This window comes from Chitinophaga varians, from assembly GCF_012641275.1.
Lineage (GTDB): Bacteria > Bacteroidota > Bacteroidia > Chitinophagales > Chitinophagaceae > Chitinophaga > Chitinophaga varians_A.
The window spans coordinates 46,109-58,908 of the sequence record NZ_JABAIA010000004.1 but is presented as its reverse complement, the minus strand read 5'-3'; the positions used below and the strand labels follow the sequence as shown (position 1 = coordinate 58,908).

9 protein-coding genes are annotated in these 12,800 nt (G+C 39.3%); 4 read left to right on the top strand and 5 right to left on the bottom strand.

What is annotated here, in order from left to right; genetic code table 11:
* The 3 genes from HGH92_RS29655 to HGH92_RS29645 are packed head-to-tail and all read right to left on the bottom strand — an operon-like array spanning window position 1 to window position 1,082.
* Window positions 1-339 (bottom strand): DUF4133 domain-containing protein, encoded by a 339-nt coding sequence (locus HGH92_RS29655; protein WP_168874478.1) that lies wholly within the window; start codon window positions 337-339, stop codon window positions 1-3.
* An 11-nt stretch (window positions 340-350) separates the two neighbouring features.
* Window positions 351-746 carry a hypothetical protein gene (locus HGH92_RS29650; RefSeq protein ID WP_168874477.1) on the bottom strand — a complete coding sequence of 132 codons (396 nt, stop codon included), beginning with the start codon at window positions 744-746 and terminating at the stop codon, window positions 351-353.
* Window positions 747-758: 12 nt separating this feature from the next.
* Complete coding sequence (locus HGH92_RS29645; protein WP_168874476.1) at window positions 759-1,082, bottom strand: DUF4134 domain-containing protein; 324 nt, start codon at window positions 1,080-1,082, stop codon at window positions 759-761.
* 65 nt (window positions 1,083-1,147) lie between these two features.
* Between HGH92_RS29645 and HGH92_RS29640 the strand changes: the two genes are divergently transcribed.
* A complete protein-coding gene (locus HGH92_RS29640; protein ID WP_168874475.1) occupies window positions 1,148-1,297 on the top strand; it encodes a hypothetical protein in 150 nt (49 codons plus the stop codon).
* Between the two features lie 429 nt (window positions 1,298-1,726).
* Here the strand turns inward: HGH92_RS29640 and HGH92_RS29635 are convergent, their stop codons facing one another.
* Window positions 1,727-2,575: an RteC domain-containing protein gene (locus HGH92_RS29635; protein WP_168874474.1), complete on the bottom strand. Its 849-nt coding sequence runs from the start codon at window positions 2,573-2,575 to the stop codon at window positions 1,727-1,729.
* A gap of 543 nt (window positions 2,576-3,118) precedes the next feature.
* Between HGH92_RS29635 and HGH92_RS29630 the strand changes: the two genes are divergently transcribed.
* Together HGH92_RS29630 and HGH92_RS29625 are read left to right on the top strand one after the other, a co-directional pair.
* Entirely contained in the window at window positions 3,119-6,904 is a 3,786-nt protein-coding gene (locus HGH92_RS29630; protein WP_168874473.1) for a hypothetical protein, read from the top strand.
* A 1,787-nt stretch (window positions 6,905-8,691) separates the two neighbouring features.
* The gene (locus HGH92_RS29625; RefSeq protein ID WP_168874472.1) at window positions 8,692-9,111 is read left to right on the top strand and encodes a helix-turn-helix domain-containing protein; all 420 of its coding nucleotides are present in this window, start codon (window positions 8,692-8,694) and stop codon (window positions 9,109-9,111) included.
* Window positions 9,112-9,308: 197 nt separating this feature from the next.
* Here HGH92_RS29625 and HGH92_RS29620 read toward each other — a convergent pair whose 3' ends face one another.
* Window positions 9,309-10,460, bottom strand: coding sequence for a cytochrome P450 (locus HGH92_RS29620; RefSeq protein WP_168874471.1), 1,152 nt, complete (start codon window positions 10,458-10,460; stop codon window positions 9,309-9,311).
* 203 nt (window positions 10,461-10,663) lie between these two features.
* Here HGH92_RS29620 and HGH92_RS29615 point away from each other — a divergent pair, with 203 nt between their 5' ends.
* Window positions 10,664-12,424 (top strand): hybrid sensor histidine kinase/response regulator, encoded by a 1,761-nt coding sequence (locus HGH92_RS29615; protein WP_168874470.1) that lies wholly within the window; start codon window positions 10,664-10,666, stop codon window positions 12,422-12,424.
* Window positions 12,425-12,800: the final 376 nt, after the last annotated feature.

The window sequence follows — 12,800 nt, the reverse complement described above, 5'->3', positions numbered from 1 at the left end:
TTATGTCTTTTCTGTGCTAACGGTGTCGTGATTTAATGCGATGATCGTCTTACGTGTATTGCAGTAAATAGCAGAGGGTAACCCGCGCCTGGCGAAGGCTTTCATCAGCCCGTGTACGCCATACCTGTGGCTCAACCGGAACACCGTACTCAACAAACCAAACCCTGCTATTCCAACAGCCGGCAGCAACATGGTCGTGGGTACCCCCGCTATATATAAGATGCTGAAAGAGATGAGTAATGCCGCGATTCCGACCGCCATAACATAGATGTAAGGACCTTTCAGACCCTTGAATTCAATCGGCCGGTTAACGCCTTTATTGATCTGGTACCTTATCATACATCTTCTGTTTATTGCAGAATATCATCCAGGTCCTCTTCCTCATCATCTTCCCAATCGGGTGGCAGACCAGGCGGGGCGTGTTCCCCGCAGAGCAGCTCTATGGGAATATTGTACTTAAGGGCGATGCCTACAGGGTCCAGCTCCATCAGGGCGGCAAGTGTTACCCAAACATAGCGGCTGGAATCAAGGGGCGGAGCATTAGGAGCAGGAATATGCTCCGAAAGTTCTTGCGGCGAATTTTTTTCTACTTTATCATACAGGAAAGTGTAGCCTTCACCTTCCTGGTAAAATGCACTGAAGGATATACGATTGGCCGCATTGTCCTTCTGACGCAGTTCTTCGCGAAGTACATCGACGAGGAACCCTGTCCCTTCTATGTCGATTAAAGGTAGTTTCCGTTCCATAAGAAAGATAGTTTAGAGGGCAAAGAACGCTTTGAGTACTGTTGCTACGACTACCAGAAAGATGCATGCAGAAAACCACGCACTGGCCACCTTTGCGGTATCCGGCTCGCCTGCTGACCATTTGTTATAGACCTTTATCGCTCCGATGAGGCCGACGATCCCGCCGATGGCATACAATAATTTTTGCGCTGTATCGAAGTATCGTTTAACTTCAGTAGTAGCTTTTTGGATGCCGGCGTTGCCATCCTGCCCTAACACCGTTATTGTAATGATCACGAGCAGGACGGTAAGCCAAACGGGGCCTGCAGGTGTTTTAAAAGGAATACGTTTTTTCATATGCACCGTTTGAAGATTCGGTGCATGGCCATGCATCTATATTGAGTAACTGTACAGTAAGATTAATGAGCGATTCCAGAGGAAGCCATCGGTATCAGGATATCCAGCTCCCTTTCGGTAACGGTGAAACCACATGCCTGTGTGGCATTACGGATTATAAACTGAAAAAGAGCAACCCGGAAGGCGGGAAGCCGAAGTCCCGGGTAGGTATCTAACCGTTGCTTCAGCCGGGAGAGGACAGCCCCCTTTTCCGCTCCCCCCGCACTTTCCAGGATGCTTTTTAGATCTGCTACCACTTCTTCTAACCCATGATAGTCCGGCCTTTCAGGTTGTTCCCCTCTATTGTATATTTGGGGTAGCAGCTTTTGTGTCCGCATCAGGGAGATAACAGCCCCGCGGAAGTATAGAAAAATAAGGATGGTATAATATGTGGCCAAGACAAAAACTATTGTCAAAATGTATTGTGACCAGGTAATATCGCTGAACATATTTGGCGTCTTTGTTGGATACTGATTGAATACGTCAATTACGATAGCAAAGGTGTGGGCATTGGAATCTGATTTTACTATAGGTGGTAGTAGGTACTAAAAAAAATGTTGAATTTTCCGTTGTTTATGGTGGTGGGGCTGTTTATGCTGTCGAAATTATTTCCGTTGCTGTGGGAATTCGTCCTGCAGGTCCCAGCGACGTTCCACACTTTTTATCATTGACTTTAATACGGGTGTCCGGTCCTTAGTACGGATACGCATGGCTTGGAAGTAACTCCAATAATTGCCAGGTTTAATTCCTAAGCAAAAACCGAGATACTCCATGGCTGTCTGGATGTTTCCCGTAATCAGGCCATCCTCCACCATCCCTAACACCACCTCATAAAAGCTCGCCTTGCTAGACCTCCAGAATACTTTTGGCAATTTATCGAATTCGGAAGGGGTAATTGCCTTTTCACCCTTTTCCAGTGAGATAACCAGGTTGGCTATATAAGCAGTCAGGTTCTGATAGGCATGAAATTTTGCCAGGCGATAGCTAAATGGATTCGAAAAATGACCATCTCCTTCATCATATTCATTAAACAATGGAATTCGCTCACCGGTATTGCCAAACATCGCTGGATCAAAAACGGTCTTTCCTGTTTGAAAATAGACGTGGAGGAAATTATGTCGGTCAAAATAATAGTTAATTTGGCTAAGTTCCTTTTTATAGAAACTAATCGCCGATTCGGTGTTATTAATGGGGAAATTTGACTCTATTTCAAACAGTCGTTGGTAATACAGTAGCTCCAGCAGGAAAAGTGGTTTATACGTTTTGTGGAATAGGATTCGCTCCTCGGTATCGTTAAATTTATAGTTGGATATGAACTCCTTAAGGATGTTTAAATGATTCTTCGATATGGCAACGGCCGCCTCAGCCTTTTGAATGGCGCTGGCCATTGAGCGTGTATTTTCCTCGAGCTCGGATTGCAACTTTGCATACTGGCTTTTGCAGAATTGTTCCATTGGATTAACGGTTTGGGTTTAATGAATAAACTGCAATTTAGAATACTTTATACCACGTATCAGTGCCGTTGATAAAAACCGTTATGAACTGGCAAAATTCTATTCAAGAGTGCTCAAATGACATAAGTTGCATAATAAAAAATTCGAACTTACCATTTGGGGGACGTTTATCTGTGTTCAGGTAGCGCGGTTGGTCTATTGTTAAGACAGCTCCATAGACTTAACGTTATCAATATAAAGTTGATGGTGAAAGTTTCTCCTGATTGTTGGGTCGAAAGAACGATATTTCCCATTCATCTGGAGAGAAAGTACCTGATTCCCTCTTTGGGTATGATAGTTTTTAAGCCAGATTGGTAAATGACATCTTGAAATGCCGAAATGCCAAACAAAATAGGTGAAACAACTCTGCCTCGCTCAGGCTTTTGGCGATTTTTGCTAAATTACTTATATTTCGATATTAAACTTTCTTTTAACTTAAATTTCAAGAGATTGATATCCATAAAAACTCTACTCCCTATATTCGTCGCTGTTTTACTGATTCTTATGGCATGGTTGCCTAAAGCCCGTTTGGAGAAATTTAAAAATAGAACTTCAGCTTTTTTCCTAAGACTATTGGGGAAATTCACCCTTATGTTGGTACGCAGTTTTATTAAGACATATCAATGGATTCAGAAGAAGGGAAATAAAGAACCAGACTTTATAACGCCCTTAACAGCGGTAATCAACGAAGAGAACTTTGAACTTTATAACAAAGCGCTACAGGATGGGCTAACTCATTCTGCAGTTCGAAACATAGCCCTGACCGGCCCATATGGTTCTGGGAAAAGCAGCATTATTAATACCTTTTTCTATAAAAATCCTCATTATTATCCAATATTCATCTCCCTTGCTACCTTCAAAGATAGCAAAAAGAATGAAGATGAAAGCCAGTACAATACAGTTGAAGAGGAGGAAAACATAAGACCGAAATCGGAGAAGCAAATTCAAACTGCTGCCGACGAGCAGGAGAAAATTAGTAAAAAAATAGAATTCAGTATTCTCCAACAGCTGCTTTATCATGTTCATTCAGGAGAAATGCCATTCTCTCGTTTCAAGCGCATCCACCCAATTTCTATTACTGAGAATGTTGCATTTTTGATATCGGGACCTCTTCTTGCGTTATCTTTTTTGTACTCAAAGTACAAAAATTGGAAAATTTTAGCTGACGCTGCGGAGTTAAAATGGCCGAATATGTTGTCACTAGATTTTGTTTCCATAATGATCTTGCTTTTCGGCTTTATTGCAGTTATTTATTACGTAATCAGAGTATTTAGGATTGGGCTGATAAAACTGAATCTTCAAGGTGCAGAGGTCGAGCTATCGAAAGAAAATAAGCTGTCTATCCTTAATGAGCACATGGATGAAATACTTTATTTCTTTGCCTCTACAAGGTTTGATATTCTTGTAGTCGAAGATCTTGACCGATTTCGTGACCCAGAAATCTTTGTAAAGTTGCGTGAGATAAATACTTTGCTCAATAATTCAAAGCAAATAACTCGAAAAATAACTTTCCTATATGCCCTTCGGGACGATTTATTTGCAGATGAGAGCCGAACTAAATTTTTTGACCTTATCCTGCCTGTAATTCCGGTAACTAATGCATCCAACTCAGCATCAAAACTGATTACAACATTTGCGGAACTGAACCTTAAAAAACCCATCTCTGAATCATTCCTCAGTGACCTGTCTTTATTTCTTACTGATGGAAGACTGATTACCAATATCGTTAACGAGTTTAAAATATATCGAAAGCAATTAAATATCACAGATTTAGACAACGCAAAGTTACTTAGTCTGATTGTTTATAAAAACATTCATCCAGCTGATTTTACCCTATTGCAGGAAAACAAAGGGATGCTGTATGATTTATTTCAGCTTAAAGATTCAATAAAAAAAGAACTTATTGAGGACTTGGAATCCGAAGCTAATGAATTGAAGGCGAATATCGGGTTAATTGAAAGAAATTTCTATTCATCGATGAAAGAACTTCGCCTTGTATATTTAGCCATTCTTTATAAGAATATCTATGAACGTGATGCTTATTTTTCAGGACAGCTCTATGTTAACAATGATTACCGTAATCTGGATGATTTGACCAAGGATAGTTTATTTTCTTTTATTAAATCGAGTCACACTATAACTTTTCACCGGACAAATGGAGGGACTACGAATATCAGGGATGAGTTCAGTAAGGTTGAAAAGCTTGTAGATGACAAAAGATCTTACGATGAACGAGAAGTAGACTTAGTAAAGCTCTTCGACTTTGATAAGAACCAGGCAAAAGATCGATTAAGCGAAGTAGGAAGAGAGATATCTCGTATCAGAGGATACACATTCTACGAATTACTCAAATTGAAATCACTCGATAGGATAACGACAGAAATCAATAAAGATACACGTCTTACATTTTTAGTTAGAAATGGCTATATTAATGAAGATTACAGCTATTATCTTTCCTACTTTAAGCCTGGCCAATTGGGTAAATCCGATGTAGAGTACATTCTTGCGGTAAAGAATGAAAGAGCATTAGAATGGCAGCATAAGTTGGAAAAAACTGCAATCGTAGCCGATAGAGTAACAGAAGCGGAGTGCTCTTCTTGGACAGTGATGAATTTCGAACTGGTATCGTACTTGTTGTCGAGCGGCAACAATTCCGAAAAACTTAAATTAATTTCTAATCAACTGGCAAAATTGGAAAGCGAACATTTTTCTTTCATTCAACAGTATAAACAAAATAAACCAGAAACCTTTGGACTGCTAATCGCAGGCATAATTAAGAGAACGAATAAATTCTGGCGCACTGTATCTCATGACAATTTATTGTCTCAAACTGAGGTTACGGAGTATCTGGTTAGCCTTATCAAGTTTGGTGAAATAGAAGATATAAAGAACCAGGATATTGATCGTGTGCTCTCGAATACTATTGCTCATGAAAAGGACATCTTTCTGCTTGGAGATGGGTGTATTATAGATCGTCTATCTATTTTATTGGACGATTTACGCATCAAAATAGCATTACCACCCGTAACTAGATTACATTCGAAAAATCTCAGAGATATAGTATTAAAGAAGCACCACTTCGAACTAAACCAAGCGATGATTGAATTTATGATTGCGTCTTCAAATGTGACCGACAACTTAATAGGATTTAACAAAGGACAGTTTACAAATATTTTGGAAACTCCCGAATTGGCAGATTTGGCTAGTTATATTCGACAAAATTTGGGCATCTATGTTGATGACGTGTATTTGAAATACGAAAACCATGAGCGAGAAAGCGTTGAAGGAACAATCGAAATTCTTAATAGTAGCGATGTTTTGCAAGAATCGAAAGAGAAAGTTATTGCAAGCACTAGATTCGAATTAACATCTTTAGATGATGTTGCGCACGATCTCTGGAACGCTTTAATTGACTATGACCGTATAAAACCAAGCTGGCGTAATGTATCGTCTTATGAAAGAAATTTTCAGATTTCATCTGTGCTTATTTCCTGGCTTGAGAAGGATAGAGTTAACTGGATGCTCGGGGAGGAGAAGGTTCGGGAAACGTCTACATATCACAATGAAGCCGAAAATTCAGGTCTGAATTTTCAGGATGTAATTATAAAGTTATTAGAAACACCAGGTCTAGCACAAAGCGTTAAACTACGGCTTTCAAAGGCAATTTTGTTCGAGATTGACACATTGGACTTTACCAATATAGGCATGGAGCCTGCAGGAGAGATACTTCCACAGGTTAAGTATTCCAAAAGAGTTGCACTTTCTCTAAAACGAAGCCTTTTTGAACTGTTTGTAAAATACATTCAAAATCACTGGGAGCAGTTGGTCTCGGACGTTGATCATCTTGATTTAGATGGTGACGATTTAATTGGGATATTAAAATCTGACCTTACCAATGAACAGCGGGAATTCTTTTACACCAAGTTAAACCCATCATTGCTTAGCTCGCTATTTAATGAGAGGATACCCTTTCCCGGTAGTGTCTTTTACCTCCCAAATATGAAAATGGATGATACACAAATAGCGAGCTTGAATGGAACCTTAACGGAAGATGACACAGTTGATATTATCATTGGTAATATACAGACAATTTCAGAAGATACTATCGCTGTGCTTCTGCAAAGATTAGGAAGCCCATTTGTGAAGATCGCTCGTAGAGTAGGCAAAGAAGTTACTAAGAGTAAAAATATAGAGAAGTTAGTAGAGGCGTTATCCAATAACAAAAAGATAGTTGCTAGTTTCGATCCAAAGAGTGTAATTATTGAGATTCAATATTTTAAAAATCAGTAAACATCCAATGCAAATTTTACGTATTACATTATGACAAAGCTATTTCTAGGACAAACTTTTTCTTGAATTTTAAGGGCTATGAAGAAATTCCTTGGAAAAAGCTCTCTGGCGATGGGTGCGTGATGGTTGTCGCCGATGTAATTGTTAACGGATTAGCTAAACATAAGCGGCATCAAGTGAGTAAATCGCTTCCAGTGGCTCAAAGCGTCGCCTCTAGGGAAGGATAGTTTGCTTTGGGATATACTTTCAAATTTTTGCCGTCCATTTCGATGAGGTTTGTCATGCAAATGAGCTATCTATTCTCCATTGGGAAGTCAAAAAAAGACAGTGAGGTCCTCCAAGCTTTCGCGCCGACTTTTGATGACGTATGCGTATTTGGGACACCATTTAACATTCAGTGCGTCAAGAGTAGCTATGGCAGAATGCTCGGCTATAGCTTCAAGCATCTTTAATGTCCGTAATAGACTCCTTTTTGTCTTTCTAGACTACATAGCGGCAGCAGTTCCATCTCTATTGTATGACACAAGCCTGAGTGGCAGACTGTGGGAAGGTCGACTTGCTGGTCTCCATAAAGTAATTAAGCTTATCTGTAGACGTTAAATGTTTAAGATGAAATTTATATTTCTATTAGGTGTCAAAATATTTCCTACTATCTTTCGCCTCTCCAGTTTTCCTTTTCTATTTTGAAATGTAAATTCGTCCCTTTTTGCCTTTATTAACATATTTGTTAAACAGTTCTGTGTATATCTCAACTCTTATGCTTGTAATTTTGTCTCTTTCAGCATTGCTTAAGATACGCCCCGGGGATGGGGTTAAAGGAAAGCTGTCATCACGCATTTTTCTATAATAAGTTGGTCTGCTCCAATTACATTCTTTACAGACGCGCTCTCTAAATTTTGCTCGGATGCCCGCTATTTCTGTATATACTAGTTTCAGGACATTTTCAGTAGCCATTGTCTAAAATTTTGAGTAATACAATGAATTTTTAAGGGATTGTGTAATGTAATGCAGAGCGAGCCCATAAAAAAAGCGCAGGACTCAACTTGTCACCAGCGGCCCCTAGGAAGGCATGAAAGCGAACAAGAAGAGCCTGCGCATAACGCAAGCCCTCTCTCTCGTTCCACGCTTCAGTTGAATTTCCTAGGTTCGCTGATTGGAATAAGAAAGCAGCTTAATATTATTGCGAATTTCTTGGCGGCAAAAGTAAGCAAAAAATCACTTTACCGAAATAGTTCTATTTAAAATCCATATATAATTACATATAGTAATAATTTTGCACACAATCGTTACATTGATTTCTGAGTGTATCTGCCAACGTTAGGACTATTTAGCTGCCGGATCCATTCACGAAGTTCATTCGGATAGTATTGATATAGATCCTTGTATAAGTTATCCATTACGGATATCACAGCTTCCCCTGCCTTCACTGTCTCGATATCCTTGATGAATTTCTTTGTTTTGTTGAAGTCCTTTGGCTTTTCTTTACATCTTCTATAGAAAGTTGGGAGTGAATAGGAACAAATCTGGCAAAACTGCGCTCGAAAAGCCTGTGGGAGCTCACCAAGTCTATCATTTATAAATAGCAGCACTGAAATATTTTTTTTAGCCATATCAACCACATTTTCAGTTTTTGAGGAATTATTGCAGAATAAATACCAATGCAAAAAAAATCATTATGATCGAAGTATTCTACTCAATTGGAGTGTAATTTACACGGAATTCTACGTAAATTACACCTAACGCACCTTCACCAATTATTTATATATTTGTAAACAGAAATATTTAACATGCATACTGTAAAAAAACCACATATAGGCAATAACGTTAGAAGACTTATGAATGCCCTAGACATAAAGCAAGACACTTTAGCCACAGGTCTGGAAATAAGTCAACAACAGGTTTCTCGTTTGCTACAGAAGGACACTATTGACGATAAACTGTTAGACCAGATTGCTGAAATTATGGACGTTTCTGCTGATGCAATTAAAAACTATTCAGAAGAGGCAATGGTACAGTTTATTTCAAACGATTTTACAATCACCACTCATGACTCATCAAATCAGGCTACTTACCAATTTCAGCCTACTTTCAACTATGCGGATAAATTACTCGCATATATGGAACGGGAATTGAAACTGAAAGATGAATTAATTGAATCTCTTCGCAAAGAGATTGAAGAGTTGAGACACAAAAGTCCTAAAAAATAGTCACACATTTTCCTAGGCTTACCGCCAAAAGCAAACTGTGTTAAAGGTATTCAGTTGAATCCTTTGACACAGTTTTATGGAGATACCAACTAGCAGAATAATATGGTATATTGACAATACAATGAAAAAGTATATTCTTTTTCGACTGTCTTAGAGTTACACATAGATAGCACATTGAATTTTGGCGATTTATGTTTTTACTGTAAGCGTTTATTATAACGTATCGGTAGTTGTGTGAAAGTACTTGCCAAAACACTATTTTTCAATGTCGGAGATCCGACTACCTTAACATCCTTTAAATTCTGTAAAATTATTTCAAGCGAAATCCTAGCTTCTGTACGCACCAAATGTGCTCCAGAACAAAAATGGATACCATGGCCTAAAGCCAAATGTTGTGATGCAGTTTTTCTTGCCAAATTGAAAGTATGAGGCGAATCAAACACAAGTTCATCCCGATTGGCTGTTGCAATCCAGGCGGTCACAATTTCCCCCTTTTTTAACGTCTGGTCGCCAATCATCGTTTCTTCCTTAACGATGCGATACATCGTAGGAACTGGGGGTCTGAACCGAAGTAGTTCCTCAATGAAGGCAGGGATTAAGTTAGAATTTTGATAAAGTTGGTCTTGAAGTTCTGGTTTTTCAGATAACGTGAATATAGCTAACTCGAGTAGGCCACCAAGCGTACCTGAGCCTCCGAGATATAGATTTATACAAAACAGGACTATTTCCATTTCATTTAAGTACTCGCCTGCTATTTCTGTTTGTTGCCATTGTGAAATCAAGTTATTCTGTTTCTCTCTTTTCTTTCGCACTTCTTTCAGAAGAAATTCCATAATTTCGGTTTGGCATTGGTAGTACGAAGCTAATGTATCTGGAGTCGGCACGGCAGAAACAGCATCGACCCACTTGGCAACCTGCGAAAAATCGGAACTTGTGATTCCCAATACCTGGGAGATAATATTGACAGGTAAATTGGCCGAAAAGCCACTTACAAAGTCTGTTTCGTGATCATCAATATTGTTCAGTAAATCGGATGCGGCGATGTGTATTGATGGTTCCATTGCTTTAACCAAACTGGGTGTAAAAGTTTTCGTCATAAATGCCCTCAATCTGGTATGTTGAGGAGGATCTGCCTGATTTAAATTTTCAGCCAACGGGTTATTTTCTACACGAGGAGTATATTGGTTGCCGAAGATTGTATGATCGGTGAGTACTCGTTTAACGTTCGAATAGTCGTATACCTGCCAAGATCCACGATGGCCAAAATATGTGGTAAAATTCGGATCAAAATGTACCCCCTGCTTTAATTTTGAGGTCGTCCATGTTTCGGGATATAAAAGTGACAGCATATAAAATTAAATTTATTTATTTGATATATAATATATGAAATAGGGTGCTAGGGAAAATTGCGAAACTCGCAAATTAACATTCTGTTAACATTTCCAAGTCGCATATAATCGTAAATTATATTTATATATCTGATAGTTAAGGTCCTAATTTTCTTAGAACTGGAGTCAGTTTATTTGCTAGCCCACCAAAACATTGTCCAAATATGCGTCTCAAGACAATTACCCAAAAAATTATCGATTTTGGAGTTGAAGGTCAACCAATTTCGTTTAGGAAGACCATAATCCGTACCATCAATGTAATGGCACTAATCAATATCGGTGTAGGTTTGGTAGCTAATTTTGTGATTTATGTTGCAACAGATATCAGAGGGGTGTTAATTCCTTCTCTGGGTGAAGATCTCCTATTCGTTGTTGTGTTGTGTTTGAATAAACGACGGGCATACGATCCCGCAGCTTTTTTAATGTACGTGACGCATTGCCTTTCTGTTCTTTATTTTGGCGCCAAGTTTGGCGAAAATTCCCATGCAGGAATTTTAACCCTTTACCTTTTGGTTGCAGCGTATCTTGTGTTTAAAACGAATGCATATCGCATTGTGGCAATGGTAATGTCAGTAATCACAATTGTGCTACTGGAATTGAATTACCAGCATAAGTACATTCCTGAATGGCCAATAACAACCTCCCAGGTGAATTTAGTACGTTGGACAATCTACGCTTCTGTTACCACGCTGGGCGTAACCTTAATGTTCTTTTTTATACAACGGAGCGTACAACAGGCCAGGCTGACTGAAATGGAGATTGCCTCTAAAACGGAAAAGTATCTGAAAGCGGAAAAAGCTACCTCAATGCTTTTGAATGAGGTAACTCATGAAATCAGCAATCCAGCTCACATAATTACTCAAACAGTAAGTAACTATATTCAAAGGGTCGACAACATTGAAGGTATTACCCGCATGGATATCCTATTAGACGACCTATGGCGGTTGACTACTGCAGGCTCGGTGATTGCAGATCAATGCTCAACTATCCTTACATGGGCGAGATATGAGAAAGAAGGAGAAAGAGCAATTAACAATGAGACCATGGATGTTCATTCCTGGGCTACAGACCTGATTAGGCTTTATGGGCATAAGGCCTTACAAAAGAACGCAACCCTGATTCTTAATATTAATGAAAACACTCCACAATATATAATAACTGACAGAATTAAAGTTAACCACATCGTAACGAATTTAATTGTTAATGCAATTAAATTTTCGTTTGAAAAAACGGATATCTATGTGAATGTCCGTAACTCGGATTCAAGACTAATTATTAGCGTTAAAGACAATGGTCCTGGAATACCAGAAGATAAGCAGAATAAAATATTCGAAGCGTTCTTTACGAGCGGCGAATCTTCCGTTGGCATAATGAGTACAGGGGTTGGCCTGGCGCTTGCCAAAAAACTAGTCCAACAACTAAATGGTACAATTACGTTACATAGTAAAGAAGGAAAGGGGGCCAAGTTTACAGTCTCTATTCCCCTGACAATTCCAACTGATGAAGAAATAAAATCTTTTATCAATTTTTCAAATTTCAGATTCAACGGTCAAAAAATACTCGTGATCGAAGATTCGGATTTTCTTAGGGATATAACCATGAGATCGGTAACCAGATTTGGCTGTCAGCCAGTGGGCGCCGCCTCACCAGAGGAGGCTGTTATTGTCGCAGTTAAAGAGCTTCCCGACGTAATTATATTAGATTTTAATCTAAAGAATAACTTTAATACATTGGATCTAATCAATGAATTCAAGACTAACAGCATTCTCAACAAAACTCCAATAATTATTATATCCTCAGCTGAGTTTGAGCAGATACAACGGTGTTTTGAGGCCGGCGTAGATGCATTTTTGCCTAAACCATTCAAGGATTCTCAGTTAAAACGAAAGCTTGCAACTTTCATTCCCCTTGTTCAGGTAGATTAGCTAAGTTACGTTGCCAACAGAGGACCATACTATGATAGATGTGGACTTCAAAGCTGACAGTGAGGCAGCCGTCCGGCTGGCATATGAACTGATAAAATCTACCGGCGCCACCTGCAGGCCCTATTCTTTGTCTGCGATTACAAGGACGCCACTTCCTTTCATAGCCTCAACAAACAGTTACCAATCATGCCTCGGGCACACGATGCTAGGAAACGGCTGCCATCTCGAAAATGGGTAAGCTTCCCCGTTGGGCATGGGTACGGATAAACGCGCTGGGGCGATTTTGACAAGTTAGAAAGAGTGGTCGAAAATACTGGTTTCGATCTGTTGCTGTCAAAGTATAAACAAGCCAACGGTATACAACTGGTCTGCCGGA